Below are 24,942 nucleotides of genomic sequence, written 5' to 3'. Positions count from 1 at the left end.
TCCGAAGCCTCGGGCCTCAGCCCTCGGCCCCGGCTCCTTCCGTCTCGGCCTCCGCCTGGGCGGCTTCCGCTTCGGCGGCGGCCTGGGCCTCGAGTTCGTCGATCGACACCCAGCCCAGCTTCACGCGGGCGGTCATCACCATGTTCTGTGCTTCCTCGAGCGACACGTCGAAGGGTTCGAGAAGGCCGTCGTCCTTGCTGCGCTGGCCATCGACCGTCGTCCAGCCGCCGGCAAGCTCCCAGTCGGCGCAGGTCGCGAAGTCCTCGAGGGTCTTCACGCCGTCCTCTCCAAGCGCCACCAGCATCTGGGGGGTGAGGCCCTCGAATTCAATGAGGCTTTCCTCGACGCCGATCTCGCGCGCCTTCTCCAGCGCCTTCTTGTTCTGCTCCTCGAGGTAGTCGCGGGCGCGGGCCTGCAGCTCTTCGGCGGTCGAGTCGTCGACGCCGTCGATCACCAGAAGCTCGTCCATGTCGACGTAGGCCACCTCCTCGAGCGAGGAGAAGCCTTCGGAGACCAGCAGCTGCGCGAAGAACTCGTCAAGGTCGAGCGTGTCCATGAAGAGCTTCGTGCGCTCCTCGAACTCGGCCTGACGGCGCTTGCTTTCCTCTTCCTCGGTCAGGATGTCGATGTCGAGGCCGGTGAGCTGCGAGGCGAGTCGCACGTTCTGGCCGCGCCGGCCGATCGCCAGCGACAGCTGCTCGTCGGGCACGACGACCTCGATCCGCTCGGCTTCCTCGTCGATGACGACCTTCGTCACCTCGGCGGGCTGCAGCGCGTTCACGAGGAAGGTCGCCGCGTCGTCGTTCCACGGGATGATGTCGATCTTTTCGCCCTGCAGCTCGTTCACCACGGCCTGCACGCGCGATCCCCTCATCCCGACGCAGGCGCCGACCGGGTCGATGGCGTTGTCGTAGGAGATGACGCCGATCTTCGCGCGCGAACCGGGATCGCGGGCCACGGCCTTGATCTCGATGATGCCGTCGTAGATCTCGGGCACTTCCATCTTGAACAGCTCGGCCATGAACTCGGGCGCGGTGCGCGACAGGAAGACCTGCGGCCCGCGCGCCTCGCGGCGGACGTCCTTGATGTAGCAGCGGATGCGGTCGCCGTTGCGGTAGCTTTCGCGGCCGATCTTGTCGTTGCGGCGCAGCACGCCCTCGCCCCGGCCGATGTCGACGATGATGTTGCCGTATTCCTCGCGCTTGACGACGCCGTTGATGATCGTCCCCGCGCGGTCCTTGAATTCCTCGTACTGGCGGTCGCGCTCGGCTTCGCGGACCTTCTGGAGGATGACCTGCTTGGCCGACTGCGCGGCAATCCGGCCCATGTCCACCGGCGGGACCTCGTCCACGATCGTGTCGCCGACCTTGGGATCCTCGAGATGCTGCTTCGCCTGATCGACGGTCAGTTCGGCCTTGTCGTTCTCGACCTCGTCGTCCTCGACCACGGTGCGCACGCGGGTGAAGGTCGCCCGGCCCGTCTTCCGGTCGATCTTGACGCGGATGTCGAGGTCGGCGCCGTAGCGCGACTTCGCGGCCCGGGCGAGGCTTTCCTCCATCGCCTCGATCACGAGGGAAGGATCGATCATCTTCTCGCGCGCGACGGCCTCTGCGGTCTGCAGAAGTTCGAGCTGATTGGCTGAAGTAATGGCCATCTCTTAGGTGTCCTCCGCCTCCGAGGTGCTTTCCTCGATATCGTCAAACTGGGTTTCGTCGATGAGACCTGCGTCCTTGCGGGCGCGCAGCATCTCACGGATCAGGTCGTCGGTGAGGACGAGTTTCGCGTCCGAGAGCCAGTCGAAGTGCAGGCCCACGGTTCCCTCGTCGATGTTGATCAGGACCTCGTCGTCCTCGACCCCTGCCAGAACGCCCTTGAAGCGCCGGCGGCCGTCGATCATCTCGGTCGTCTCGATCCTGGCCTCGTGGCCCTCGAACGTCTCGAAATCCTTGAGGCGGGTCAGGGGGCGGTCGATGCCGGGGCTCGAGACTTCCAGCGAATACGCCTCCTCTAGCGGATCCTCGACGTCGAGCACGGCCGAGATCGCGCCCGAGATCTCGGCGCATTCGTCAACCTCGATCCCGCCCTCGGGACGCTCGACCATGACCTGAAGCGTCTTCGTCTGCCCGCCCATCAGCCGGATGCGCACGACCTCGTATCCCATCCCCTCGATCACGGGGGTCAGGATTTCGGCCATGCGCCGGTCGATGGACGTCTTGGCGATGAGGTCAGACATGGTGTTCCCAGAAACGAAAAAACGGGCCAAGCGGCCCGTGATCTTGTCCGGTGGAGCCTCGGGTTTGGACCCCGACGCGCCGCTGTTGAAGCGCATATAGGGGGAATCGCCGGGGGGCGCAAGTCACCCGCAGCGCACGTCCGCGATGGTGCCATCCTCGCCGATGACGAAATTGATGCGGTCGGGATCGTAGTCCATCGTCACCGCCTCGTCCGGTCCGAAGACGCCCTTGGGCTGAACGGTTCGCAGGTCCTAGGCGACCGAGCGGTCGCGCCCGACGAGATCGCGGTAGCCGGCGGCGCCGCATCCGCCGCCCGCATCGCCCGTGGGCGTGACGCAGGCGGGCAGCGCCAGAAGGGCCGCGAGGCCCGCGGCGGCCGGGGTATGGCGGGTCATGGGCATGGCATCCTCCGTTGATTATGTGCCAGCATTGGCACATGGTCCCGTCTCGACAACCGCCAAGGGAGGACAAGGTTCATGCGCACCCGTGCCGCCGTCGCAACGCAAGCCGGCAAGCCGCTGGAAATCATGGAGGTGAACCTCGAGGGCCCGAGGGCGGGCGAGGTTCTGGTGGAGATCAAGGCGACGGGCCTTTGCCACACCGACGACTTCACCCTTACGGGTGCCGATCCCGAGGGCCTTTTTCCCGCGATCCTCGGCCATGAAGGCGCGGGCGTCGTCCTCGAGGTCGGCGAGGGCGTGACGAGCGTGAAGCCGGGCGATCACGTCATCCCGCTCTACACGCCGGAATGCCGTGAATGCGAATACTGCCTGCACCCCAAGACGAACCTCTGCCAGGCGATCCGGTCGACCCAGGGGCAGGGCGTGATGCCTGACGGAACCTCGCGGTTCTCGACGCTCGATGGCGACCCGATCCTGCATTACATGGGCTGCTCGACGTTCTCGAACCACACGGTCCTGCCCGAGATCGCCCTGGCGAAGATCCGTCCCGACGCGCCGTTTGACAAGGTCTGCTACATCGGCTGCGGCGTGACGACCGGGATCGGCGCGGTCATCAACACCGCCAAGGCCGAGATCGGTTGCCGCGCGATCGTGTTCGGCCTGGGGGGGATCGGTCTGAACGTGATCCAGGGGCTGCGGCTCGCGGGCGCGGACCAGATCGTGGGCGTCGACCTCAACCCGGGCAAGAAGCCGATGGCCGAGCGTTTCGGCATGACCCATTTCGTCAATCCCGCCGAGGTCGAGGGGGACCTCGTGCCCTACCTCGTCGACCTGACGAAGGGTGGGGCCGACTACACCTTCGATGCGACCGGCAACGTGCAGGTGATGCGCGCGGCGCTGGAATCCGCGCACAAGGGGTGGGGCGAGTCGATCATCATCGGCGTGGCCCCGGCGGGCGCCGAAATCTCGACGCGGCCCTTCCAGCTCGTCACCGGACGATCGTGGCGCGGCACGGCCTTCGGTGGCGCGCGCGGGCGCACGGACGTGCCGAAGATCGTGGACTGGTACATGGACGGCAAGATCGAGATCGACCCGATGATCACCCACACCATGCCGCTCAACGACATCAACAAGGGCTTCGAGTTGATGCATTCGGGCGAATCGATCCGTTCGGTCGTGATCTACTGACATGGAGGCCGGAGGCCGCGCGATGACCGGCCTCGCGATCCGGCAGGCCGGCCCCGGCGACGATGCTGCGATCCTGTCGATGGTCCTTCCGGTCTTCCGCGCGGGCGAGACCTACACCGTGCCGCGCGACATCGCCCCCGGCGACGCGTTGGCCTACTGGCGCGCGCCCGGCAAGACCGTGTTCCTTGCCGAGGACGCGGCCGGCGCGGCGGTCGGGACCTACTATATCAGGCCCAACGCCGAGGGCGGCGGCGATCACGTCTGCAATTGCGGCTACGTCACCTCGGAGGCGGCCCGAGGCCTCGGCGTCGCCCGCGCGATGCTCAAGCATTCGATCGCCACGGCGCGTGACCGCGGGTTCCGGGCGATGCAGTACAACTTCGTGGTGGCGACGAACGAGCGGGCCGTCGCGACGTGGACGCGGGCGGGGTTCCGCACCGTCGGGCGCTTGCCTGGCGCGTTCCGGCATCCAACGGAGGGTCTCGTGGATGCGCTGGTCATGTGGCGGGACATCGGCGTTGGCGGGTAGACGCGCGGCCCTCGCATGGGCGATCGCGCTTGGCGGGGTCGGCGCGCTGCCGGTGTCGGCCGAACCGCTTCTGACGCTGGTGGCGGGGGCGGCGACCCTCGAGGTGCCGAGGGCGGCGGTGACCTCGATCGACATTTCCGAAAGCGGCGGGATCACCGACATCTTCGTGCGGCTCGGGCCTTCGGCGTCCGAGGGCCTCGCCGGCCTGACGGAGGGGTCGGCGGGCGCGCGGATGCAGGTCATGGTCTGCGGCGCCGTGATGCTGGACGCGCCGGCGCGCGACCGGATCGGGAGCGGGACGATCTACATTCCGGGAACGAACGCCGTGCGGGCCGAAGCGCTTCGGGCGGTCTGGCAAGGCCGGGCAAGCTGTGACACGTTGGCGCCGGAGGTATTCGAGCATGGCAACTGACACCCCGCTTCTGGCGGTTCTGATCGACGCGGACAACACAAGCCACAAGCACGCCCGCGCGATCTTCGACGAGATCGCGAGCTTCGGAGAGGCGAGCGTGCGGCGCATCTACGGGGATTTCTCGTCGAGCCACATGAAGGGCTGGTCGAACGTGCAGGCCGAGTTCGGCATCGTGCCGCACCACCAGCCCGCCAACACCGTCGGCAAGAACGCCTCGGACATCGCGCTGGTGATCGACGCGATGGACCTGATGCATACGGGCCGGTTCGACGGCTTCGTTCTGGTGAGTTCCGACAGCGACTTCACCCGGCTGGCGAGCCGCATCCGGGAGCAGGGGCTGGAGGTCTACGGGATCGGCCAGCAGAAGACGCCCGAGGCCTTCCGAAAGGCCTGCAAGCGGTTCATCTTCATCGAGAACATCATCGGAAGCGACGACAAGGACGAGCGCGCCGAGGATCCCGAGAGGGGCGTCGAGAAGCGCCCGATGCACGAGGCGCGCGATCTTCTCTATCGGGCGATGGAGGGGATCGAGCAGGAGGACGACTGGTATTCGCTGGGCCAGATCGGCCAGTACCTGACGACCGCGAACCCGGATTTCGACACGCGCACCTACGGCAAGCGGAAACTGTCCGACCTCGTTCAGAGCCTCAAGACGCTCGAGGTGAAGCGCGGACAGGGAAACCAGCTTCTGGTGCGGCGCATCGACTGAGGGGGTTTCGCCGCCCGTGGCGGCGAGAGCGAAAGGCGCGGTCTCGGGCCCCCGTTCCGGGAGCCGCTCGGCCGCGCCTGCGGGGGCGCTGCCCCCGGACCCCCGGAGTTTTCGGCAAGGATGAAACGGGGACCCGCGTCGCGGCCACGTCGATGCCGGAGCGTCAGCCTGCGCGACGGTAGCGGGCGAGGAAGGTCTTGACGGCCTCCTCGGCGACGCGGTCGACCTCGGCCTCGGGCGGATCCTTCTCGATGCCGAAAAGGACCTTCAGCATGAGGTCGGCGCGACAGAGCTGGGCGAGTTGGTCGGCGGCGAGGAGGCTGTCCTCGATCTCGAGCACCGCGCGCGCCCTTGGGCTGTCGAGATATTGCGCGATGTTGCGCGACCATTTCTTGGGGCCGCTGTCGTAAAAGGTTCGTCCAAGCTCGGGGAAGCGCTGGGCTTCGGCCACGCAGACGCGGAACATGTCCTGCCCGAAGCGCGACAGGAAGAAGGTGATCAGCGTCTTGCAGATGATCCTCAGCGTCTCTTCGACCGTGGTCTCGTTGCCCACGAGCAGGATCTCGACCTCGGCCTGCTGGGCGCATTCGGTCTCGAGGACGGCGAGGAAAAGGTGCTGCTTGTCGGGGAAGTAGCTGTAGAGGGTCGCCTTTGAGACGCCGGCATCGCGGGCGATCTCGTCGACGCTTGCGCCTTCGAAGCCCTCGCGCAGGAAGACCGCCTTGGCGCCTTCGACCACCTGGTCGTATTTGCGGCCCTTCCTGATCCGAGCTTCCGCGTTCATCCCGCTCCCCCGTTGCCGCCCCAATGTAAACCAACCGGTTCAGTTTCGGCAAGCCTTTCGGGCGCGAGGGCGGGGGTGCGCGGCGGCGGGACGGCTGGACACCGTCCGCGCTGCGGCGTAGCGAACGTGCACGATGCTCGAGATCTTCCTAAAGACCCTGCCGTTCTTCGCGCTGATCGCCCTCGGCTTCCAGGCCTGCCGGACCGGCTTCTTCACGGCCGAGGCGGCCGCCTACCTGACGAAGTTCGTCTTCTACTTCGCGCTGTCGGCGATGCTGTTCCGGTTCGCCGCGAACCTGTCGCTCGCCGAGATCTTCGACTGGTGGTTCGTGGCCGCCTATCTGTGGGGTTGCTTCGTCGTCTACCTCCTCGCGACGGGGGTGGCGATGCTGAGGGGACGGCCGGTGGCGGAGGCGGCGGTCGAGGCGCAATGCGCGGTGATCGGGAACACGGGCTTCCTCGGCGTGCCGATGCTGGTGGTGCTCATGGGCGAGGCGGCCGCGGGCCCTGTCCTGATGGTGCTGGCGATCGACCTCGTGGTGTTCTCGTCGCTGATCGTGATCCTCGTGACCGGGAGCCGCGAGGGGCGGGTCAGGATCTCGACGCTTCGCAACGTGGGCCTCGGTCTTTTGAAGAACCCGATGATCATGTCGATCCTGCTGGGCCTCGGCTGGTCGGCGACGGGATGGGACGTGCCGGGGCCGGTGAACGAATTTCTCGCCATCCTCGGGGCTGCGGCGACGCCAGGCGCGCTTTTCGCCATCGGCGCGTCGCTGGCCGGAAAGTCGGCCGAGCGGCTGTCGGTGGCCGGGTGGCTGAGCTTCTGCAAGCTGGTCCTGCACCCCGCGGCGGTCGCCCTTGCGGCACTGGTGCTGTTCCCCGTCGACACGTTCAGCGCGGCGGTGATGATCGCGGCCGCCTCGCTTCCGGTGGCGGGGAACGTCTACATCCTGGCGCAGCACTACGGCGTCGCGCCGCAGAGGGTCTCGGCGTCGATCCTGATCTCCACGGCGGTCTCGGTCCTGACCGTATCGGCGGTGATCGCCTGGGTGGCCGGCATCGCGGGGATCGGCGTCGGGCCTTGAGGTCCGGCGCGTGACGGGTTGCGGCCCGCGTGGGGCGCGCGCTACCGATGTGGCGGGCCTTGAGGGAGACGATCATGGACACGATCTCGGAGAACCGGTGCTTCGGCGGGACGCAGGGCGTCTACCGGCACCACTCGGACGCGACCGGCACGGAGATGACCTTCGGCCTGTTCATGCCGTCGGAAGGCGAGGCGGGTCCGGTGCCGGTCCTTTGGTACCTCTCGGGCCTGACCTGCACGCATGAGAACGCCATGGTGAAGGCCGGCGCTCAACTCTGGGCGGCGGAGCAGGGAATCGCGCTGGTCTTTCCCGACACGTCGCCCAGGGGGCCGGGCGTGCCCGACGACGCGGCCTTCGACCTCGGGCAGGGTGCGGGGTTCTACGTCAACGCCACGCAGGACCCCTGGGCCGAGCATTTCCAGATGTGGGACTACGTCACCGAGGAGCTGCCGCGCGTGCTGTTCGCGCGCTTCCCGCTCGACGAAGCGCGGCAGGCGATCACCGGCCATTCGATGGGCGGCCATGGCGCGCTTACGATCGCGATGTCCTTCCCGGACCGTTTCGCGAGCGTTTCCGCCTTCTCGCCGATCTGCAACCCGATGGAGAGCGACTGGGGCCGCAAGCAGTTCGGTGCGTATCTCGGCGAGAACACCGCCCTGTGGGAGCCGCATGACGCGACCGTCCTGATGCGGGAGCGGGGCTTTCCCGGGCCGGTCCTGATCGATACCGGCACCGCGGACCAGTTCGGCGACCTGCTGAAGACCGAGGCGCTGGCCGAGGCCATGGTCGCGCGGCGGCAGAATGGCATGATGCGGATGCAGCCGGGCTACGATCATTCCTACTTCTTCGTGGCGAGCTTCATGGAGGACCATGTGACCTTCCACGCCGAGGCGATGTACGGGGCGGAGGCATGAGCGCCGGCCGGGTGGAGGCCGTCGTCTTCGACATCGGCAACGTCCTGATCGAGTGGCGCCCCGAGCGCTACTATGACCGCGTCATAGGCGAGGCGCGCCGCAAGGCGTTGTTCGCTGAGGTGGACCTGCACGGAATGAACGACCGTGTGGACATGGGCGAGGGATTCCGGTCCGTGATCTACGAGACGGCGGAGGCCCACCCGGAGTGGCGCGCCGAGATCCGTGACTGGCATGACAGCTGGATCGAGCTGGCGACGCCCGCGATCCCGCATTCGGTCAAGTTGTTGCGGGCGCTTCGGGCGAAGGGCGTTCCGGTCTTCGCGCTGACGAATTTCGGCATCGAGAGCTTCGCCTACGCGCAGACGCAATACGACTTCCTGAACGAGTTCGACCGCGCCTTCGTCTCGGGGCATATGGGCGTCATCAAGCCGGATGTCCGGATCTACGAGAGGGTGGAGGCGGAGTGCGGCGTCCCCGCGGAGAGACTTCTGTTCACCGACGACCGGACGGACAACATCGACGCTGCGCGGGCACGCGGCTGGCAGGCGCATCTTTTCGAAGGACCGGAGGGCTGGGCCGAGACACTGGTGGCGAAGGGCGTCCTGACCGGAACGGAGGCTGCGGCATGAAGGTGACGATTGTAGGACCCGAGGCCGAGGTGCGGCTCGACTGGCTGGCGCTGACCGACGCGCTGGAGGCGGGGCACCGGCTGGCGAGGGCCGAGATCGGGGACACGTTCCTCTATCGGCGGGACGACACGGCCTTGAGCCGGTCCGCGTGGATTGACGGGATGGGCCTCCTGGTGAAGACGGCGACGATCTTTCCGGGCAACGCCGCGCGGGGCGCGCCGACGATCAACGGAGGCGTCTCGCTCTATTCCGACGCAGACGGAGGCCTGGAGGCGATCCTCGACTTCCACCTCGTGACCAAGTGGAAGACGGCCGGCGACAGCCTTCTGGCGGCGCGGAAGCTGGCGCGGCCCGACAGCGGCACGATCCTGATCGTGGGAGCCGGGACCGTGGCGCGAAGCCTGCGCGAGGCCTATGGAGCCGCATTCCCGCAGGCGCGCTTCGTCGTGTGGAACCGTACGCGGGCTTCGGCGGAGCGCCTTGCGGCGGAATTCGAGGGAATGGAGGTGGCCACCGACCTCGGTGCGGCGGTCGGCGCGGCAGACATCGTCACCTGCGCCACCATGTCCACGGACCCTGTCCTGCGGGGCGAATGGCTGAAGCCGGGAACGCATGTGGACCTGATCGGGGCCTACCGGCCGGACATGCGCGAGGCCGACGACGACGTGCTGCGGCGTGGGCGCCTTTTCGTCGATGCGCGGCACACCACGGTCGGGCACATCGGCGAAGTGCAGATCCCGCTCGAGGCGGGCACGATCCGGAAGGACGACATTCTGGCGGATTTCTACGATCTGCCGGACGGCCGTTTCGCCCGGAGGAGTGCCGACGAGATCACCGTCTTCAAGAACGGCGGGGGGGCGCATCTGGACCTGATGTGCGCGCGCCATATCCTGAAGGTCGTGGCGGGGGCCTGACGGGGTTTTCCCCGCCTGCCGGCGGCGATCCGTGCGAGGGGCGCTGCCCCTCGCGCTCCCCGGCGTATTTAAAGATGAAGGGGAAGACCGGGGGCGCGACGCCGCAATTCGAGGTGGCGGTCCGCGCGCGATTGGCGCTAGGAACTGCCCATGGGTCAACACCTGCAAGCGATCTACGACACCCGCGTCGCCGAGGGGATGCTGCGTCCCGACCCGGTGCAGCGTGCAGCCCTGCTGCGGCTGGAGGAGTTGCGCGAGCGGTTGGAGACGCCTGAGCGCAGGGGGCTCCTTGCGCGTTTCCGCCGCGCCGAGCCTGCCGGAACGCAAGGTCTCTATCTCTGGGGGGGCGTCGGGCGCGGGAAATCCATGCTGATGGACCTGTTCTTCGCGCATGTCGGCATCGAGGCCAAGCGCCGCGTCCATTTCCATGCCTTCATGCAGGAGATCCAGGCCGCGCTGCACGAGGCGCGCAAGACCGGCGTGGATGACGCGATCCGGCCGGTGGCGGAGGCGATTTCCGCGAAAGTCAGGCTCTTGTGCTTCGACGAGATGCAGATCACCGACATCGCCGACGCGATGATCGTGGGGCGCTTGTTCGAGAGGCTGTTCGCGGCGGGCGTCGTCGTCGTGACGACGTCGAACCGGCCGCCGCGCGATCTTTACAAGGACGGGCTGAACCGGGACATCTTCGTGCCGTTCATCGCCCTGCTGGAAGAGAGGCTGGAGGTCGACCACCTCGAGGCGATGACGGATTACCGGCAGGACCGCCTTGCCGGGAACCCTGTCTATTTCACGCCGCTCGACCGGGCCGCCAATCGTGCCCTGAACGAGATCTGGCGCGATCTGACGCACGGGCGGGAGGAGGAGCTGGTGCTGGAGGTCAAGGGCCGGCAGGTGCACCTTCCGCGCTACTGGGCGGGCATGGCGCGGTGCACGTTCTGGGACCTGTGCGGACAGCCGCTGGGGCCGGCGGACTACCTTGCGTTGACGGGGGCCGTGAAGCTTCTGGTGCTCGAGGATGTTCCGCAGCTGGATTCGACGCGGTTCAACGAGGCGCGGCGCTTCGTGACGCTGATCGACGCGCTCTACGAGGGTCACGTGCGGCTGATCTGCTCGGCCGCGGCGGAGCCCGAGAAGCTTTACGTCGAGGGCGAGGGGAGTTTCGAGTTCGCGCGCACCGCAAGCCGCCTGCGCGAGATGCAGGGCGCGGACTGGGGCGGCAAGCGGGACGCGGAGGCGTGAACGGGCGACCGCGCAGCGCGGGCCGCCCGCCCGGTCTCACATGCCGCCGAGGGACGCCGCGAAGCCGGTGACGCCGCCCATTCCGAGATCGGAGAGCATCGTCGCCGCGCCGGTTCCAAGGTCGATCAGGTAGAGCCCGGCACTGTCCGCGCCTTCCGCCTGCAGGACCGCGAAGGCGCGGTTGGTCCCTTCCTCGGGCGAGACGATGTCGAAGCCGCCCATGCCCGACAGGTCGAGGGCGGTGCCGTCCAGCGTGACCGGCCCGATCGTCGCCAGCGTGCCGGCATTGTTGGCGAGCGTCACAAGCGCGTCGGTGCCGGCGTCGAGGGCGTATTGCGCCGTTTCCGATGCCTTCATGCCCGATATGGCATTGCTGTAGGCATTGGCGAAGATCATCGGGTCGGCGCCTGCATTCGCGTCGCCCTCGGCATAGGCGAGGTCGGTGAAGCGCAGGACGCTGCCTGCGCGTTCGTCGGCGTCGCCGAAGCCCTCGGGAAAGTAGACGAGGTTCTCGCCGGCGGACGACACCGCCCTGACCGCGTCGATCGCGTTGTTGAAGTCGAGGCCCGTCATAGCGCCGCCGGAGATCATCGCGTCCTCGGCGAAGCTGGCGTCGAGATCGGTCATCGCGCCGGTCATCGGGTCGATGAGATAGAGCGCGCCGTCCGCGATGCCGATGAGCGTGCCGGTGACGGGACGCCAGGCGATGGCGCTCAGGGCCATGTCGAGGCTGTGGGTGGTGACGTCTTCAGGGGTGGCGATGTCGGGCATGACGGTCAGCGTCGCGCCGTCACCGGAGAGGATGTAGCCTGTCGTGCCTTCATGGGCGGCGAGTGCGGGCCCCGCGGCGAGGGCCGCGGCCATGAATGCGGGGAGATGACGGAATGCCATGATGTGTCCTTCCTGCTGCTGTCGTTTCACGATCGGCGCCGCGCGGATCGCGGCGTCGGTGCAGTCACGGAGAAGCACGGCGGAAAGTTTCAGGGCTTTCGCAAATTCGGCGCCCCGGCGGGGCACGGACGATCCTGGGGCGGCAGCTTTCCGGTGTGTCAGCTGAGCTGCAACACCGCCTCGCAGCGCATCGGCTGGTCCATCGGATAGGCGGGCAGGGGCGTGTCGGGGTCGATGGAGCTTTCCTCGATCCAGACGTTGTCGATGCAGAAATCCTGCGCCCAGTTGCCGCCGTTGAAGCCGAAGCCCGGCTTGCCGCAATCGTCCACCTGCCCGTTGGCGTTCCATTCCTGGTAGGACTGTTCGAGGAAGTGGCCGCCCATGGGAAATGCGACCGAGCGGGTGTCGAAGAACAGCGTCCAGCTTGTCTCGGTGGTGCGGTCGGCCATGGTCCACGACCCTACGGACATCCCGTCGAGGTAGCCCCGGATGGCGAATTCGGTCACGTCGGCCTGTGTGATGATCCCCGTGCCCAGAAGCTCTGCGGGGAAGCCGATGACGCCCTCCATGGTATATCCGCCGGCTCCGATCCAGCAGAACTGGAACCTCGCGGTGTCCGAGGGAACGGCTGCGCCGGCCGACAGGACTAGGAGGACGGTGGCGAGCGGGAGGGTGCGCATGGTGTCAATGTCGGCGCGCCGGCGCGCCGGGTCAAGACCGGGGGCGCGTTCCGCCTATCCGTTCTCGCGCAGGATCTCGCCGGCGAGGTAGAGCGAGCCGCAGATCACGATGCGCGCGGCGGGCGTGGCGCGGACGATCTCGCGGACGGCTTCGGCGGGGGACGCGGCCTCCGCGGCCTCGATCCCGGCGGCTCCGGCGGCAGCCGCCGTCTGCGCGGCGGCAAGCGTCGCGGACTGGCCGGGGATGGATACGGCCCACAACCTTTCCGCGATGCCCGCGAATGGGTGCATGTAGCCGGTGACGTCCTTGGTGTTCAGCATTCCGCAGATCAGGTGCGTGGGGCGCGGGGGAAGCCCGCGGATCAGCTCGGAGATGGCGCGCGCGGCGTGCGGGTTGTGCCCGCCGTCGAGCCAGAACTCGGCTTGCGGCCCGGCCTCGACGAGCGGGCCATGGCGCAGGCGCTGCATCCGCGCCGGCCACGCGACGCCGCGCATCGCGGCCTCGCAGGCCTCTTCCTGCTGGCCGAGGGCGCGAAGCGCGGCAAGGGCCATGCCGGCGTTCTCGACCTGGTGGCGGCCCGGCAGCGCGGGAAGCGGAAGGTCCAGAAGCCCGGTTTCGTCCTGGAAGACGAGGCGTCCGCGTTCCTCCCAGACGTGCCAGTGCTGTCCGTGCGCGAGGACCGGTGCGCCCATCCGGGCCGCCTGCGCCTCGATCACCTCGAGCGCCGCGTCCTGCTGACGGCCGACCACGACAGGGACGCCCCGCTTGATGATCCCGGCCTTCTCGGCCGCGATCCGGGGCAGCGTGTCGCCGAGGAACTGCTGGTGGTCCATGTCCACCGGCGTGATGATCGTGAGGCGCGGAGTCTCGAGAACGTTGGTCGCGTCGAGCCGTCCGCCGAGCCCGACCTCGAGTAACGCGAAGTCTGCCTTCGTCTCGGCGAATGCGACGAAGGCTGCGGCGGTGGTGATCTCGAAATACGTGATCGCGTCGGGACCGTTCGCGGCGAGGCACCGGTCGAGGATATCCGACAGCGCGCGTTCTTCTATAAGATCACCACGGAGGCGGATGCGCTCGTGGAAGCGGACGAGATGCGGCGACGTGTAGGCATGGACGGCGTGGCCCGACCCCTCGAGGCCGGCGCGGATCATCGCCACGGTCGAGCCCTTGCCGTTCGTGCCGGCGACATGGATCACGGGTGGAAGGCGGCGCTCGGGGTGGTCGAGCGCGCCAAGGATGCGCCACATGCGGTCGAGCGTGAGGTCGATCAACTTCGGGTGGAGCGACATCATCCGTTCGAGGAGGACGTCGGATGTCTGGCCGGTCACGTGCCGCCTTGCTCCTTCGCGCCGTCGCCCACGGGGGTGGCGGGGGCGGCGTCGTCCGGCTGTTCGGGCGCGGGCAGGTCGCCCATCACGGCCGGGGTCATGCCCATCATCATGCGCGTGATGCGGATAAGCTCGTCGCGCAGTTGGCTTCGATGCGTCACGCGGTCGAGCATCCCGTGATCCAGCAGGTATTCGGCCCGCTGGAAGCCTTCGGGCAGCTTTTCGCGGATCGTCTGCTCGATCACGCGAGGCCCGGCGAAACAGATCAGCGCGCCCGGCTCGGCGATCTGGACGTCGCCCAGCATCGCGTAGGACGCGGTCACGCCGCCCGTCGTCGGATGGGTCAGAACGACGATGTAGGGAAGGCCCGCCTCGCGCAGCATCTGCACCGCGACGGTCGTGCGCGGCATCTGCATCAGTGACAGGATCCCCTCCTGCATCCGGGCGCCGCCCGCGGCCGAGAACAGGATCAGCGGCCGTTTCAGCGTCACCGCGCGTTCCGCGGCGGCGACGATGGCGTTTCCGACATACATCCCCATCGACCCGGCCATGAACGAGAAATCCTGCGCCGCCGCGACGATGGGGGTGCGGCCGATCTCGCCTTCGGCGACCAGCATCGCCTCGGCCTCGCCGGTCGATCTCTGGGCCGCGCGAAGGCGGTCGGGATAGCGTTTCTGATCGCGGAAGCGCAGCGGATCGTCCATCGGCGCGGGTACGGGCACCTCGGTGAAGAGGCCGGCGTCGAACAGGGCCTCGAACCGCAGACGCGGGCTGATCGGCATGTGGTGTCCGCAACTCGTGCAGACGTTCAGCGCCTCGCTCAACTCGCGGTGAAACAGCATCGTCCCGCAGGCGTCGCACTTGGTCCACAGATTCTCGGGCATCTCGCGGCGCGAGAAGATCGAGTTGATCCGGGGGCGGACGTAGTTGGTGATCCAGTTCATTCGGACGGCTCTCGGGCGGACGGCATCGGGCTCGAAATAGGCGTCGCGGTCGGGGAATGCAATCGCGGGAACGATCCGCGCCTTCCGCTCACCGGCGGCGCAGGCCCGGACGGGTCACGGCGAAGCGCACGGCCGCCCAGAGCGCGATCGTCGTCGCGATGTCGAGATAGAACAGCGGCCTGATGTCCTCGGACGATGGCGAGACCGGCGCGACGAAAAGCGCGAGGCCCGACAGCGGTCCGTCCGTCGCCACAACGAGGATCGCAAGCGCGTTGTTGGCGAAATGAAGCCCCCATGCGGCGCCGATGCTGCCCGTGGCGGCCGTGAGGTCGGCGGCGAGGACCGCGAAGACGAACACCGCGGCCATCATCAGCCACGTGTTGTCGCCCATGATGTCGGGCTGGTAGTGCAGGGCCGCGAAGATCGCGGATGGCAGCACCATCCACGCGATGGGTGAAGCGAAGCGGGCGGCGAGCTGCTGCTGCATGTAGCCGCGGAAGAGCACCTCCTCGGCGCCGGTCTGGATCAGCACGCCGACCAGCGCGAGCGGAAGGAAGCTTGCCCACAGCGTCAGCTCGAGGTTGGGCAGCGGGGTCATGGCGGGGGTCGGTATCAGGGCCGTCACCGCGTAGAAGCCCGTGCAGATGGCCAGGGCCAGCAGGAACTGCCGCCAGAGACGCCGAAGCGGACCGAACAGGCTCGAGACCTTGCGCCGGTGCAGAAGCCTTGCCGCGGCCATCGGGCCAAGGGCCATTCCCGCGAAGGTCGCCAGCAGAAGCAGCGTTCCGGTCGGCCCGGACGTCGTCGAAAGTTCCTGCATCCAGCGCTGCGCGCCGTCCATGCCGCTCCAGGCGACGACGAGAAGGAACACCGCGGCGATGCCGATGCCGTAGATCGCCGCCGTCAGCACGAGACCAAGGGCCAGCCGCCACAACTGCGGCCGGGCGCGCGCCGGCGCCACGAAGGGCGCATGTGGCTGATACTGCATCGGGCCTGCCTGCTCGATCTGTCGTTTTTCGGAACTCTAGTCGGTTGGCGCCCGTCCGTCCATCTCGCAGGGCCTCCCCACGCGGTCCGCAGGCGGCCGTCTCGTGGCTTGTCTCGGCCCCGGCCGCCGTCTATTCCGGTGGCCGACGCCCGCGCGCCTGCGCGCCGGCCATGGTCCAGGAGGGAGACGACGATGCTGAAAGGCAAGGTGGACAAGGCGAAACTGCCCAGCCGGCATGTGACGGAGGGGCCGTCGCGCGCGCCGCACAGGTCGTATTTCTACGCCATGGGGCTGTCGGACGAAGAGATCCACCAGCCCTTCGTCGGCGTGGCGACCTGCTGGAACGAGGCCGCGCCGTGCAACATCGCCCTGTCCCGCCAGGCGCAGTCGGTGAAGCTGGGCGTCAAGCACGCGAACGGCACCCCGCGCGAATTCACGACGATCACCGTGACCGACGGTATCGCGATGGGCCATGAGGGGATGCGCTCGTCGCTGGCCTCGCGCGATGCCATCGCCGACACGGTCGAGCTGACGATGCGCGGGCATTGCTACGATGCGATCGTTGGCCTTGCCGGCTGCGACAAGTCCCTGCCCGGCATGATGATGGCGATGGTCCGCCTCAACGTGCCGTCGGTGTTCATCTACGGCGGCTCGATCCTTCCGGGCCGGCTGGACGGCCGGGACATCACCGTTCAGGACGTCTTCGAGGCCGTGGGCCAGCACCAGGCCGGCAACCTCAGCGACGAGGCTCTCGCCGTGATCGAGCGCGTGGCCTGCCCCTCGGCGGGCGCCTGCGGCGGCCAGTTCACCGCGAACACGATGGCCTGCGTCTCCGAGGCGATCGGCCTCGCGCTGCCGAACTCCTCCGGCGCGCCCGCGCCCTACGAAAGCCGCGACCAGTATGGCGTCGCGTCCGGCGAGGCCGTCATGGCCCTTCTGGAAAAGGGCATCCGCGCCCGCGACGTCGTCACCCGCAAAAGCCTCGAGAACGCCGCGCGCGTCGTCGCCTGCACCGGCGGCTCGACCAACGCGGGCCTGCACCTGCCGGCCATCGCGCACGAGGCGGGGATCGAGTTCGACCTTTTCGACGTCTGCGACATCTTCCACGACACGCCCTATTTCGTGGACATGAAGCCCGGTGGCCAGTTCGTGGCCAAGGACCTCTACGAGGCGGGCGGCGTGCCCGTCGTCATGAAGGAGCTGCGCAAGATCGGCCTCGTGCACGAGGACTGCATGACCGCCACGGGCCGCACGATGGGCGAGGAGCTGGACCTGATCGAGCGCGAAGCCGACGGCCGCGTGATCTATCCCGCGGCGAGCCCGATCACCGAGACGGGCGGCGTCGTCGGCCTGGAGGGCAACCTCGCGCCCGACGGGGCCATCGTGAAGGTCGCGGGCATCGCGCCCGAGAACCAGGTCTTCACCGGGCCCGCACGCGTCTTCGAATGCGAGGAGGACGCCTTCGAGGCGGTCAAGAGCCGCTCCTACAAGGAAGGCGAGGTCATCGTGATCCGCAACGAGGGGCCCAAGGGCGGTCCGGGGATGCGCGAGATGCTGGCCACCACCTCGGCGCTTTCGGGTCAGGGCATGGGCAAGAAGGTCGCTCTTATCACCGACGGGCGCTTCTCGGGCGCGACGCGGGGCTTCTGCGTGGGGCATGTCGGCCCCGAGGCGGCCGTGGGCGGGCCAATCGGCCTTCTGAAGGACGGCGACCTGATCACCATCGACGCGATCACGGGCGAACTGTCCGTCGCGGTCTCCGACGAGGAGCTCGAGGCCCGCCGCAAGGACTGGGCCGGCCCGCGCGAGACGATCTACGCCACCGGCGCGCTGTGGAAATACGCCCAGCTCGTGGGCGACGCGCGCTACGGCGCCGTCACGCATCCCGGCGGCACCGCCGAGAAGCATGTCTACGCGGATATCTGAGCTGATCCGCCTCGGCCCGGCGATCCTGCCCCTGACGCTGCTCGCCGCCTGCGTAGGCGGAGGCGGCACGGGCGGCGCGCCGGCCGAGGCGGTCGTGACATCCGATCTCGTCGTGATCTCGGGGCCGCACGGGTTCTGCGTGGACGAGACGGCGACGCGGGCCGAGGGCGACACGGCTTTCGTCCTGCTCGGCAATTGCGCGGCGATCTCCAACTCGCGCCGGGCCGACCAGCCCGAAAGTCCCGTCGTCCTGAGCGCCGCGATTTCCGAGGCCTCCGACGCCGGTTCCATTTCCGAAAGCGTCGCCGACCTCGACACCTATTTCCGGTCCGAGGATGGTCGCCGGCTTCTGAGCCGGTCGCAGGATGCCGCCTCGGTCACGGTGATCGACACGCGGACCGACGGCGATGTCTTCCTGCTGCACGCCAGCGACGCGAGCCCCGGCGCGATGCCGGGCGTCAGCGACGACTACTGGCGCGCCTATTTCGACCTCGGCCCGCGAATCGCCACGCTGTCGGTCTTCGCGCTGGAGGATCGGGGCGTGACGGCGGAGGAAAGCCTCGCGGTTCTCGGGGCATTCGCGCAATCGGTGCGGGCGGCCAACATCGCCCCCGAGGCGACGTCCGCCCTGCCCGAGGAAGATCCCGCCGCCTATACGGCCCGCCCGCGCGGCGGTGTCTTCAGTGGCTTCTTCCGACGGTTCGTCGATTAGACGTCGAAGGCCGGTCAGCCGCAACGCGGCGCGGCAATGCGGATCTGGCCGCAACAGGAGGTGCAAGCCGATGGGACGGGACATGGCAAGCATCCTCGGGAGGCTTCGCCGCGCCCTGCGCGGCACGCGGCCTCCAGCGGGGAAGGCCGGGGCCCCCGGCGCGATCGACGCGCCGCACCTCCTTCCGGATGTTCAGTGCGAGTGGATTTCACGGCCTGCGCCATGGCGCGAGGCGATGGAGACGCGGGACCTGCCGGCGCCGCCGTCCCCGACGCACTTGGCGGGTGGCGTCACGCTTCACCATGACGCCACCCAGCCCGACCTGAGCCTGAGGCAGGCGCCCGCGAATGACGGCGCCGCGCCGTTCGAGATATGCCTCGACGTGCGCGCGTTCGACGGAAGTTTCGTGTCTCTCGTGCACGATCTGCCGGACGAGGCCGTGGCGGACCTGACGCTCGACCACTACGTCGCGCTTCACATCCGCATGGCGCGGGACCGCCCGATCGAGGTCTATGCAAGGCTCAACATCCGGCACGGACCCAACACCGAGCAACTGGTGCGCCATGTCGATTTCGAGGGCGAGGCCGGCGTGGCGGAATTCGACCTCGGCCATGCCCAGATCAACGAACGCCGGATCGAGAAAGCCTGGCTCGACATCATCATCGAGCGACCCGCGACGACGCGCATCACGTTCCGGGACGTGATCGTCCTGCGGGCGCTGCGGGCCGATGTCTGAACGCCGCCGGGGCGCGGGGCGATAGCCCGCGCGCCGCCGTTTCGAGGGCGCCGGGCCTTACGAGGTCCGCCGCTTCCGGGCCGCCAGCAGTTTCAGCCGCAGCGCGTTGAGCTGGATGAACCCCTGCGCGTCGGTCTGGTCGTAGGCGCCCGCGTCTTCCTCGAAGGTGACGTGCGCCTCGGAATACAGGCTGTGATCCGACCAGCGCGCGACGGTGCGGGCCGACCCCTTGAACAGCTTCACGCGTACCGTGCCGCTGACGTGTTCCTGGCTCTTGTCGATCAGCGCCTGCAGCATCTCGCGCTCGGGGCTGAACCAGAAGCCGTTGTAGATCAGCTCGGCGTAGCGCGGCATGATCGAGTCCTTCAGGTGCCCGGCGCCGCTGTCCAGCGTGATCTGCTCGATACCGCGATGCGCCTCCAGCAGGATGGTGCCGCCGGGCGTCTCGTAGATCCCCCGAGACTTCATGCCGACGAAGCGGTTTTCCACGAGGTCGAGGCGGCCGACGCCGTGACGCCCGCCAAGCTCGTTGAGGTTGGTCAGGATCGCGGCGGGCGACATCTCGTGCCCGTTGATCGCGACGGCGTCGCCCTTCTCGAAGGTGATCTCGACGAATTCCGGCGTGTCGGGCGCGGCCTCGGGATCGACGGTGCGCTGGTAGACGTAATCCGGCGCCTCCTGCGCGGGATCTTCGAGGACCTTGCCCTCGGACGACGTGTGCAGGAGGTTCGCGTCCACGCTGAACGGCGCCTCGCCACGCTTGTCCTTCGCGATCGGGATCTGGTTCTTCTCGGCGAATTCCAGAAGCTTCGTGCGGCTCGTCAGGTCCCATTCCCGCCACGGCGCGATGACCTTGATTTCGGGGTTCAGCGCATAGGCCGACAGCTCGAAGCGCACCTGGTCGTTGCCCTTGCCCGTCGCACCGTGCGAGATCGCGTCGGCACCGGTCTCGGCGGCGATCTCGATCAGCCGCTTGGAGATCAGCGGGCGCGCGATCGACGTGCCCAGAAGATACAGCCCCTCGTAGAGCGCGTTCGCACGGAACATCGGGAACACGAAATCGCGGACGAACTCTTCGCGCAAGTCCTCGATGTAGATGTCGCTCGCGCCCATCATCTCGGCCTTGGCGCGGGCGGGCTCCAGCTCTTCGCCCTGGCCGAGGTCGGCGGTGAAGGTCACCACCTCGCATCCGTACTCGGTCTGCAGCCACTTCAGGATGATCGAGGTGTCGAGGCCGCCGGAATAGGCGAGAACGACCTTCTTTGGTGCGGACATGGCAGGGCTCCGTCGGGGTTTGTCGTTGACCGCGCGGGCGATACCGGGTTTTCAGAGGCGGGGCAAGCGAGCGGAGAGTGCGATGGATTACGGGTATCAGTTGCTGCGCCATGTCGTGCAGCAGGTTTTCGGCAATCTCAGGCAGGCAGCCCAATTGACGCTTCTGCTGTTTCTCGCGCCCTACATCGGCTTCGTGCTCCTGGGCGTGGGCGCGATGACGGGCGGGGGGATGCAGGATCCCGCGGCTGCGGGCGGCGGGGTTCTTGCGGGGCTCGTTCTTCTCGGCGTGGCGGTCGTCGCCTATTGCTGGGCCGCCGTGGGCTGGCATCGCTACGTGCTTCTCGAAGAGACCGGCAACGGCTTTCTTCCGCAATGGCGCTGGGGCCGGATCACGGCCTATCTCGGCCGCGCCTTCCTCGTCGGCCTCGCGGTCGTCCTCGCCGTGATCGGCGGCGGATTGGTGATCGCGCTCGTCGTGGGGCTGACGCAGTCCACGACCTTCGCGCTCGTCCTCGGCATCGGACTGGTGCTTGGGGCGTCGTGGATCGCGACGCGCATCGGACTCGTCCTGCCGGCTGCGGCGATCGGCGAGAGGATGACATTGTCGGAAAGCTGGGCCGCGACGCGCCCGGTCTCCAGCCAGATCCTGCTTCCCCTGGTCGTCGTGGCGCTGGCCGTGGGCCTTGCCGGGCAGGTCATCATGCTTCTGTTCGGGCAGACGGTGACGGTCGAGGCGTTCGGCCAGGCCCAGGACCAGGTGGTGCTGAGCGTGCCTGGCCAGATCCTCAACGGCTTCGTGTCGTGGATCCAGATCCTCGTGAACCTCGCGCTGATGACCACGCTCTACGGCAACCTGATCGAGGGGCGGCAGCTCAACTGACGGCTGGACAGCGGCTGCGGCTTGCGGCAGGGCGAGGACATGACCGATTTCGCCGACGCCGCCCGCGCCGCCGCACAGGCCCTGCGCGAGCTTTTCCCGCCCACGCCGCTGCAGCGCAACGCCTTCCTGTCCGAACGCCACGGTGCGGACATCTGGCTGAAGCGCGAGGATCTGTCGCCCGTGCGGTCCTACAAGATCCGCGGCGCGTTCAACGCCATGCGCAAGCGGTTGGCGGCGGCGCCCGGCCAGGCCAGCTTCGTGTGCGCCAGCGCGGGCAACCATGCGCAGGGCGTGGCCTTCGCCTGCGCGCATTTCGGCGTGCGCGGCACGATTTTCATGCCCGTCACAACGCCTGCGCAGAAGATCGACAAGACCCGCGTCTTCGGCGGCGAGCATGTCGACATCCGCCTCGTCGGCGACTTCTTCGACCAGACGCTCGCGGCGGCAAAGGCCCATTGCGCCGAGGCGGACGCGCATTTCCTGCCGCCGTTCGACGATGCGCACGTGATCGAGGGGCAGGCCTCGGTCGCGGTCGAGATGATGCAGCAGCTCGGGGGCGCGCCGGACGTGCTGGTCCTGCCCGTGGGCGGTGGCGGCCTTTCGGCGGGGATGCGCCGGTACCTTTCCGCGCTCGGCGCAAATGTCGAGATCGTGCTGGTGGAACCCTGCGGCGGTCCCAGCCTCAAGGCGGCGCTGGAGGCCGGCGCGCCCGTCGAGGTCCCGATCACGGACTCCTTCGTGGACGGAGCCGCGGTCGCGCGCATCGGCGACCTGACCTTCGAGGCGTTGAAGGATGTCGATCCCGCCTCGCTTCACCTCGCGCCCGAGAACCGGATCTGCGTCACGATCCAGGAGATGCTGAACCACGAGGGGGTCGTGCTGGAGCCCGCGGGCGCGATGTCGATCGATGTGCTGCCCGAGATCGCCGACCGGATCCGGGGCCGCCGTGTCGTCTGTGTCACCACGGGCGGCAACTTCGACTTCGAGCGTCTTCCCGAGGTCAAGGAACGCGCGATGCGCTACAGGGGCCTGAAGAAATACTTCATCCTGCGCCTGCCGCAGCGGCCTGGCGCCCTGAGGGATTTCCTCGAGCTGATGGGGCCGGACGACGACATCGCGCGATTCGAATATCTCAAGAAGTCCGCGCGGAACTTCGGTTCGGTTCTGATCGGGATCGAGACGAAGGACGCCGCGACCTTCCCGCGCCTTTTCGAGCGGATCGCCGAGCGCGGCTTCGCGTTTCGCGACATCACCGAGGACGAGCTTCTGGCCGAGTTCCTGATCTAGGCGGCGAAGGCCGAGGCCCCGTCAAGCTCGGGCAAGCGCGGCTGGACTTCGGCCAGCGCGCCCCGGAAGGATCCTGTCACGTCGTCGAGGTCGGGCACCCGTCCTTCGCGGCACGCGGCCTCGGCGGTTTCGCAGGCCTCCGCCATGGCGACGAAGCCGAGATTGGCGGCGCTTCCGCGCAGGAAATGGAAATCGTCCGCCGTCCTCCGCGTCGGGTCCTCTAGAAGTTCCAACAGCTTTCCGTCCATCTCCGAGAAGAAGACGAACGCGACGTCGGCGAAATCCTCTTCCCCGATGTCGTGCCGGAGCGACATCAGGCGGTCCCAGTCGATGAATTTCATGTGCGGCGTCCCCTTTTCTGGGGAGGAGCCTCGGTCCAATTCGTTAACAAATCCTTGACGGCGCGGGCCTTCATCCGACGCATTCGCCATTTCACGACCCGTTAAGGCGCGCATGTCAAAGCGATGGCCGCCTGCACTGACGAGGTCCCCATGTATCGCGAACGCGATCCGCTCGAGGCCAGCGGTCCGGCCATGACGCCGGCAGGCGCGACCGCGCGCCGGCCTGCCGTTCTGGTGCTCGACGACAGCGCCGCGCAGCGCAAGCTGCTGCTCACGCTCCTGCAGCGGTGGGGCTACGAGGCCGTGGCCAGCGGCGATCCCGGCGAGGCGCTGGAGCTTGCGCGCGACCCGCGCATCGGCCTGATCGTCTCGGACTGGATGATGCCGGGCATGACCGGGCCCGAGTTCTGCAGGCGCCTGCGCGAGACCGGGCGCGAGGGCTATCAGTATGTCGTGCTCCTGACCTCCAAGTCGGAGACCAGCGACCTGTCCGAGGGGCTGGCGGCCGGCGCCGACGATTTCCTGACCAAGCCCGTCAGCGCGCCCGAGTTGCGGGCGCGGCTGAACGCGGGCGCGCGGATCGTGACGATGCAGGGCGAACTGGTCGAGAAGACGCGCTCTCTCGGCAATGCGCTGCTGGAAATCCGAAAGCTTTACGATGCGATCGATGCCGATCTCGAGGAAGCGCGGCGTCTCCAGCGGTCGCTTCTGCGCGACAGGACGCGCAAGCTGCCCGGCGCGGAGATCTCGCTTTGGCTGAAGGCCAGCGGCCACGTGGGCGGCGACATGGTTGGCTTCTTCGAGGCCGCGCAGGACAAGCTGGGGTTCTACGCTCTCGACGTGTCGGGGCATGGCGTCGCCGCCGCCATGGTCGTCGCCCGGGCGGCCGGCATGCTCAGCGACGGCGCCCCCGAACAGAACGTCGCCTTGTCCGCGCAGGGCGGCGGCCTCTTTACCGCGCTGCCGCCCGACCTTGTCGCCGCGCGCCTGAACCGGCAACTTCTGAGCGAACTCAAGAACGAACGCTATCTCACCTTGTGCCTCGGTTTCCTCGACCGGCGCACCGGCGTCGTCAGAATGGTGCAGGCCGGGCATCCGAACCCGCTCATCCTGCGACGGTCTGGCGAGGTCGAGCTGGTGGGATCCGGCGGGATGCCCGTGGGCCTTTTCCAGGAGGCGCAGTTCGAGGCCTTCAGCTTCCGGCTCGCCGCCGGGGATCGCCTGCTGCTCTACTCCGACGGCCTGACCGAAAGCCCCGCCCCGCACGGCGCGTTCCTCGACGAGGACGGCCTGATCCGCATCTGCCGCCGCCACGCGGATCTCGACGGCCAGGCGCTTCTGTCCGCCATCGCGACGGACCTCGAACGTCACATGGGCGGAAGCGACTTCCCCGACGACGTGTCGGCGCTTCTGGTCAGCTACGGGGACCACGCGGCCTGACGGCGGCGCAGCCATTCGGACACGAAATGCCTGTCTCCCGACACGGCAAGTTTCTCGGCCGCCGTCTCCCACGGCAGAAAGACCGCCGAATGCCCCGCTTCCGTGGGGTCCGAGCGCCGGGGCCCGAGCCGCGCGAAATAGATGTGGCATTGCTTCTGCGCGAAGAGGTCGTAGTCGGGCATGAACGTGAAACGGTGGAACATGCCCAGCCGCCGGATCGAATGAATGGCGTAGCCGGTTTCCTCCATCACCTCGCGGGACAGGGCGGCCTGCGGGCTCTCGCCGGGGTCGATGCCGCCGCCGGGAAGTTGAAGTTCCGGCCGGGGCGCCTCCTGGAAGGTGGCCAGAAGGCCGTCGCCCGCATCGATGATCGCATAGACGCCGGGCCGGGGCACGTAGCGTTGTCCCGGCATGGGCGGGCGGCCGAATCTGCGGTTCATGGAAGCCTCCGACGACGTGGCGCCGTTTCTGCC

The 24,942-nt window shown here is 68.0% G+C and carries 28 protein-coding genes; 15 read left to right on the top strand and 13 right to left on the bottom strand.

The genetic code is table 11. The features are described from left to right. Positions 1 to 16 precede the first annotated feature (16 nt). The 4 genes from nusA to P6F26_RS00460 all read right to left on the bottom strand — a co-directional run bounded on the left by nusA (position 17) and on the right by P6F26_RS00460 (position 2,629). Positions 17 to 1,654 carry a transcription termination factor NusA gene (gene nusA / locus P6F26_RS00470; RefSeq protein WP_278026663.1) on the bottom strand — a complete coding sequence of 546 codons (1,638 nt, stop codon included), beginning with the start codon at positions 1,652 to 1,654 and terminating at the stop codon, positions 17 to 19. A 3-nt stretch (positions 1,655 to 1,657) separates the two neighbouring features. Further along, on the bottom strand, positions 1,658 to 2,233 hold the full coding sequence (rimP, locus tag P6F26_RS00465) for a ribosome maturation factor RimP (protein ID WP_278026662.1): 576 nt from the start codon (positions 2,231 to 2,233) through the stop codon (positions 1,658 to 1,660). A 123-nt stretch (positions 2,234 to 2,356) separates the two neighbouring features. Next, the gene (locus P6F26_RS19665; protein WP_430736707.1) at positions 2,357 to 2,482 is read right to left on the bottom strand and encodes an I78 family peptidase inhibitor; all 126 of its coding nucleotides are present in this window, start codon (positions 2,480 to 2,482) and stop codon (positions 2,357 to 2,359) included. Positions 2,483 to 2,485: 3 nt separating this feature from the next. Continuing rightward, complete coding sequence (locus P6F26_RS00460) at positions 2,486 to 2,629, bottom strand: hypothetical protein (protein WP_278026661.1); 144 nt, start codon at positions 2,627 to 2,629, stop codon at positions 2,486 to 2,488. A gap of 81 nt (positions 2,630 to 2,710) precedes the next feature. Between P6F26_RS00460 and P6F26_RS00455 the strand changes: the two genes are divergently transcribed. Genes P6F26_RS00455 through P6F26_RS00440 form a run of 4 tightly spaced genes read left to right on the top strand, consistent with a single transcriptional unit; the run spans position 2,711 to position 5,473 of the window. Beyond that, on the top strand, positions 2,711 to 3,823 hold the full coding sequence (locus tag P6F26_RS00455; protein ID WP_278026660.1) for an S-(hydroxymethyl)glutathione dehydrogenase/class III alcohol dehydrogenase: 1,113 nt from the start codon (positions 2,711 to 2,713) through the stop codon (positions 3,821 to 3,823). Between the two features lie 22 nt (positions 3,824 to 3,845). Continuing rightward, entirely contained in the window at positions 3,846 to 4,352 is a 507-nt protein-coding gene (locus P6F26_RS00450) for a GNAT family N-acetyltransferase (RefSeq protein ID WP_278026659.1), read from the top strand. After that, on the top strand, positions 4,342 to 4,764 hold the full coding sequence (locus tag P6F26_RS00445; protein WP_278026658.1) for a hypothetical protein: 423 nt from the start codon (positions 4,342 to 4,344) through the stop codon (positions 4,762 to 4,764). Before P6F26_RS00450 ends, P6F26_RS00445 begins: the two co-directional genes overlap by 11 nt. Further along, a complete protein-coding gene (locus P6F26_RS00440) occupies positions 4,754 to 5,473 on the top strand; it encodes an NYN domain-containing protein (protein WP_278026657.1) in 720 nt (239 codons plus the stop codon). Before P6F26_RS00445 ends, P6F26_RS00440 begins: the two co-directional genes overlap by 11 nt. Positions 5,474 to 5,636: 163 nt before the next feature. On the opposite strand, the gene P6F26_RS00435 is transcribed toward P6F26_RS00440, so the two are convergent. Continuing rightward, positions 5,637 to 6,257 carry a TetR/AcrR family transcriptional regulator gene (locus P6F26_RS00435; protein WP_278026656.1) on the bottom strand — a complete coding sequence of 207 codons (621 nt, stop codon included), beginning with the start codon at positions 6,255 to 6,257 and terminating at the stop codon, positions 5,637 to 5,639. 133 nt (positions 6,258 to 6,390) lie between these two features. Here P6F26_RS00435 and P6F26_RS00430 point away from each other — a divergent pair, with 133 nt between their 5' ends. The 5 genes from P6F26_RS00430 to zapE all read left to right on the top strand — a co-directional run bounded on the left by P6F26_RS00430 (position 6,391) and on the right by zapE (position 11,040). Beyond that, positions 6,391 to 7,341, top strand: a complete 951-nt coding sequence (locus P6F26_RS00430; RefSeq protein ID WP_278026655.1) for an AEC family transporter — start codon at positions 6,391 to 6,393, stop codon at positions 7,339 to 7,341. A 74-nt stretch (positions 7,342 to 7,415) separates the two neighbouring features. After that, positions 7,416 to 8,255, top strand: a complete 840-nt coding sequence (gene fghA, locus P6F26_RS00425) for an S-formylglutathione hydrolase (RefSeq protein ID WP_278026654.1) — start codon at positions 7,416 to 7,418, stop codon at positions 8,253 to 8,255. Beyond that, a complete protein-coding gene (locus P6F26_RS00420; protein ID WP_278026653.1) occupies positions 8,252 to 8,884 on the top strand; it encodes an HAD family hydrolase in 633 nt (210 codons plus the stop codon). The genes fghA and P6F26_RS00420 overlap by 4 nt, the downstream gene beginning before the upstream one ends. Next, entirely contained in the window at positions 8,881 to 9,798 is a 918-nt protein-coding gene (locus P6F26_RS00415) for an ornithine cyclodeaminase family protein (protein WP_278026652.1), read from the top strand. Before P6F26_RS00420 ends, P6F26_RS00415 begins: the two co-directional genes overlap by 4 nt. 150 nt (positions 9,799 to 9,948) lie before the next feature. Further along, on the top strand, positions 9,949 to 11,040 hold the full coding sequence (gene zapE, locus P6F26_RS00410) for a cell division protein ZapE (protein WP_278026651.1): 1,092 nt from the start codon (positions 9,949 to 9,951) through the stop codon (positions 11,038 to 11,040). Between the two features lie 36 nt (positions 11,041 to 11,076). Here the strand turns inward: zapE and P6F26_RS00405 are convergent, their stop codons facing one another. The 5 genes from P6F26_RS00405 to P6F26_RS00385 all read right to left on the bottom strand — a co-directional run bounded on the left by P6F26_RS00405 (position 11,077) and on the right by P6F26_RS00385 (position 15,872). Next, entirely contained in the window at positions 11,077 to 11,931 is an 855-nt protein-coding gene (locus P6F26_RS00405) for a DUF4394 domain-containing protein (protein ID WP_278026650.1), read from the bottom strand. Between the two features lie 158 nt (positions 11,932 to 12,089). Beyond that, the gene (locus P6F26_RS00400) at positions 12,090 to 12,611 is read right to left on the bottom strand and encodes a hypothetical protein (protein WP_278026649.1); all 522 of its coding nucleotides are present in this window, start codon (positions 12,609 to 12,611) and stop codon (positions 12,090 to 12,092) included. 54 nt (positions 12,612 to 12,665) lie between these two features. After that, positions 12,666 to 13,904 carry a bifunctional folylpolyglutamate synthase/dihydrofolate synthase gene (locus tag P6F26_RS00395; protein WP_430736706.1) on the bottom strand — a complete coding sequence of 413 codons (1,239 nt, stop codon included), beginning with the start codon at positions 13,902 to 13,904 and terminating at the stop codon, positions 12,666 to 12,668. A gap of 32 nt (positions 13,905 to 13,936) precedes the next feature. Next, positions 13,937 to 14,884 (bottom strand): acetyl-CoA carboxylase, carboxyltransferase subunit beta, encoded by a 948-nt coding sequence (gene accD, locus P6F26_RS00390; protein ID WP_278026647.1) that lies wholly within the window; start codon positions 14,882 to 14,884, stop codon positions 13,937 to 13,939. A gap of 88 nt (positions 14,885 to 14,972) precedes the next feature. Then, the gene (locus tag P6F26_RS00385) at positions 14,973 to 15,872 is read right to left on the bottom strand and encodes a CPBP family intramembrane glutamic endopeptidase (RefSeq protein WP_278026646.1); all 900 of its coding nucleotides are present in this window, start codon (positions 15,870 to 15,872) and stop codon (positions 14,973 to 14,975) included. A 192-nt stretch (positions 15,873 to 16,064) separates the two neighbouring features. On the opposite strand from P6F26_RS00385, the gene ilvD reads away from it, so the two are divergent. The 3 genes from ilvD (at position 16,065) to P6F26_RS00370 (ending at position 19,246) form a co-directional block, all read left to right on the top strand. Next, the gene (gene ilvD, locus P6F26_RS00380; RefSeq protein WP_278026645.1) at positions 16,065 to 17,798 is read left to right on the top strand and encodes a dihydroxy-acid dehydratase; all 1,734 of its coding nucleotides are present in this window, start codon (positions 16,065 to 16,067) and stop codon (positions 17,796 to 17,798) included. After that, positions 17,779 to 18,510 carry a hypothetical protein gene (locus P6F26_RS00375; RefSeq protein ID WP_278026644.1) on the top strand — a complete coding sequence of 244 codons (732 nt, stop codon included), beginning with the start codon at positions 17,779 to 17,781 and terminating at the stop codon, positions 18,508 to 18,510. The genes ilvD and P6F26_RS00375 overlap by 20 nt, the downstream gene beginning before the upstream one ends. A gap of 70 nt (positions 18,511 to 18,580) precedes the next feature. Further along, positions 18,581 to 19,246 (top strand): DUF6478 family protein, encoded by a 666-nt coding sequence (locus tag P6F26_RS00370; RefSeq protein WP_278026643.1) that lies wholly within the window; start codon positions 18,581 to 18,583, stop codon positions 19,244 to 19,246. A gap of 57 nt (positions 19,247 to 19,303) precedes the next feature. Here the strand turns inward: P6F26_RS00370 and P6F26_RS00365 are convergent, their stop codons facing one another. Beyond that, the gene (locus P6F26_RS00365) at positions 19,304 to 20,521 is read right to left on the bottom strand and encodes an argininosuccinate synthase (RefSeq protein ID WP_278026642.1); all 1,218 of its coding nucleotides are present in this window, start codon (positions 20,519 to 20,521) and stop codon (positions 19,304 to 19,306) included. A gap of 82 nt (positions 20,522 to 20,603) precedes the next feature. On the opposite strand from P6F26_RS00365, the gene P6F26_RS00360 reads away from it, so the two are divergent. Both P6F26_RS00360 and ilvA read left to right on the top strand, forming a co-directional pair. After that, a complete protein-coding gene (locus P6F26_RS00360; RefSeq protein WP_278026641.1) occupies positions 20,604 to 21,401 on the top strand; it encodes a hypothetical protein in 798 nt (265 codons plus the stop codon). A 39-nt stretch (positions 21,402 to 21,440) separates the two neighbouring features. Further along, positions 21,441 to 22,688, top strand: coding sequence for a threonine ammonia-lyase IlvA (ilvA, locus tag P6F26_RS00355; protein WP_278026640.1), 1,248 nt, complete (start codon positions 21,441 to 21,443; stop codon positions 22,686 to 22,688). On the opposite strand, the gene P6F26_RS00350 is transcribed toward ilvA, so the two are convergent. After that, positions 22,685 to 23,029 carry an Hpt domain-containing protein gene (locus P6F26_RS00350; protein WP_278026639.1) on the bottom strand — a complete coding sequence of 115 codons (345 nt, stop codon included), beginning with the start codon at positions 23,027 to 23,029 and terminating at the stop codon, positions 22,685 to 22,687. The two genes, ilvA and P6F26_RS00350, sit on opposite strands and share 4 nt — an antisense overlap. A 150-nt stretch (positions 23,030 to 23,179) precedes the next feature. Between P6F26_RS00350 and P6F26_RS00345 the strand changes: the two genes are divergently transcribed. Further along, complete coding sequence (locus tag P6F26_RS00345; protein WP_278026638.1) at positions 23,180 to 24,469, top strand: PP2C family protein-serine/threonine phosphatase; 1,290 nt, start codon at positions 23,180 to 23,182, stop codon at positions 24,467 to 24,469. Here P6F26_RS00345 and P6F26_RS00340 read toward each other — a convergent pair. After that, complete coding sequence (locus P6F26_RS00340; protein ID WP_278026637.1) at positions 24,448 to 24,909, bottom strand: NUDIX hydrolase; 462 nt, start codon at positions 24,907 to 24,909, stop codon at positions 24,448 to 24,450. The two genes, P6F26_RS00345 and P6F26_RS00340, sit on opposite strands and share 22 nt — an antisense overlap. Positions 24,910 to 24,942 lie beyond the last annotated feature (33 nt).

This window comes from Roseicyclus salinarum (assembly GCF_029624655.1).
GTDB lineage: Bacteria > Pseudomonadota > Alphaproteobacteria > Rhodobacterales > Rhodobacteraceae > Roseibacterium > Roseibacterium salinarum.
Note: the sequence above shows the minus strand (reverse complement) of the source record. Positions and strands in the feature narration are given on the sequence as shown.

What these genes read in the sequence shown, in the direction of transcription:
- P6F26_RS00365 (WP_278026642.1), bottom strand. Translation starts at nt 20,521, where the DNA reads ATGTCCGCACCAAAGAAGGTCGTTCTCGCCTATTCCGGCGGCCTCGAC.
- ilvD (WP_278026645.1), top strand. Translation starts at nt 16,065, where the DNA reads ATGCTGAAAGGCAAGGTGGACAAGGCGAAACTGCCCAGCCGGCATGTG.
- P6F26_RS00375 (WP_278026644.1), top strand. Translation starts at nt 17,779, where the DNA reads ATGTCTACGCGGATATCTGAGCTGATCCGCCTCGGCCCGGCGATCCTG.
- fghA (WP_278026654.1), top strand. Translation starts at nt 7,416, where the DNA reads ATGGACACGATCTCGGAGAACCGGTGCTTCGGCGGGACGCAGGGCGTC.
- rimP (WP_278026662.1), bottom strand. Translation starts at nt 2,233, where the DNA reads ATGTCTGACCTCATCGCCAAGACGTCCATCGACCGGCGCATGGCCGAA.
- P6F26_RS00405 (WP_278026650.1), bottom strand. Translation starts at nt 11,931, where the DNA reads ATGGCATTCCGTCATCTCCCCGCATTCATGGCCGCGGCCCTCGCCGCG.
- P6F26_RS00395 (WP_430736706.1), bottom strand. Translation starts at nt 13,904, where the DNA reads ATGATGTCGCTCCACCCGAAGTTGATCGACCTCACGCTCGACCGCATG.
- P6F26_RS00360 (WP_278026641.1), top strand. Translation starts at nt 20,604, where the DNA reads ATGGATTACGGGTATCAGTTGCTGCGCCATGTCGTGCAGCAGGTTTTC.
- P6F26_RS00450 (WP_278026659.1), top strand. Translation starts at nt 3,846, where the DNA reads ATGACCGGCCTCGCGATCCGGCAGGCCGGCCCCGGCGACGATGCTGCG.
- P6F26_RS00370 (WP_278026643.1), top strand. Translation starts at nt 18,581, where the DNA reads ATGGGACGGGACATGGCAAGCATCCTCGGGAGGCTTCGCCGCGCCCTG.
- P6F26_RS00420 (WP_278026653.1), top strand. Translation starts at nt 8,252, where the DNA reads ATGAGCGCCGGCCGGGTGGAGGCCGTCGTCTTCGACATCGGCAACGTC.
- P6F26_RS00440 (WP_278026657.1), top strand. Translation starts at nt 4,754, where the DNA reads ATGGCAACTGACACCCCGCTTCTGGCGGTTCTGATCGACGCGGACAAC.
- P6F26_RS00350 (WP_278026639.1), bottom strand. Translation starts at nt 23,029, where the DNA reads ATGAAATTCATCGACTGGGACCGCCTGATGTCGCTCCGGCACGACATC.
- P6F26_RS00460 (WP_278026661.1), bottom strand. Translation starts at nt 2,629, where the DNA reads ATGACCCGCCATACCCCGGCCGCCGCGGGCCTCGCGGCCCTTCTGGCG.
- P6F26_RS00415 (WP_278026652.1), top strand. Translation starts at nt 8,881, where the DNA reads ATGAAGGTGACGATTGTAGGACCCGAGGCCGAGGTGCGGCTCGACTGG.
- ilvA (WP_278026640.1), top strand. Translation starts at nt 21,441, where the DNA reads ATGACCGATTTCGCCGACGCCGCCCGCGCCGCCGCACAGGCCCTGCGC.
- P6F26_RS00455 (WP_278026660.1), top strand. Translation starts at nt 2,711, where the DNA reads ATGCGCACCCGTGCCGCCGTCGCAACGCAAGCCGGCAAGCCGCTGGAA.
- P6F26_RS00430 (WP_278026655.1), top strand. Translation starts at nt 6,391, where the DNA reads ATGCTCGAGATCTTCCTAAAGACCCTGCCGTTCTTCGCGCTGATCGCC.
- zapE (WP_278026651.1), top strand. Translation starts at nt 9,949, where the DNA reads ATGGGTCAACACCTGCAAGCGATCTACGACACCCGCGTCGCCGAGGGG.
- P6F26_RS00345 (WP_278026638.1), top strand. Translation starts at nt 23,180, where the DNA reads ATGTATCGCGAACGCGATCCGCTCGAGGCCAGCGGTCCGGCCATGACG.
- P6F26_RS00385 (WP_278026646.1), bottom strand. Translation starts at nt 15,872, where the DNA reads ATGCAGTATCAGCCACATGCGCCCTTCGTGGCGCCGGCGCGCGCCCGG.
- P6F26_RS00435 (WP_278026656.1), bottom strand. Translation starts at nt 6,257, where the DNA reads ATGAACGCGGAAGCTCGGATCAGGAAGGGCCGCAAATACGACCAGGTG.
- P6F26_RS00400 (WP_278026649.1), bottom strand. Translation starts at nt 12,611, where the DNA reads ATGCGCACCCTCCCGCTCGCCACCGTCCTCCTAGTCCTGTCGGCCGGC.
- nusA (WP_278026663.1), bottom strand. Translation starts at nt 1,654, where the DNA reads ATGGCCATTACTTCAGCCAATCAGCTCGAACTTCTGCAGACCGCAGAG.
- P6F26_RS00340 (WP_278026637.1), bottom strand. Translation starts at nt 24,909, where the DNA reads ATGAACCGCAGATTCGGCCGCCCGCCCATGCCGGGACAACGCTACGTG.
- accD (WP_278026647.1), bottom strand. Translation starts at nt 14,884, where the DNA reads ATGAACTGGATCACCAACTACGTCCGCCCCCGGATCAACTCGATCTTC.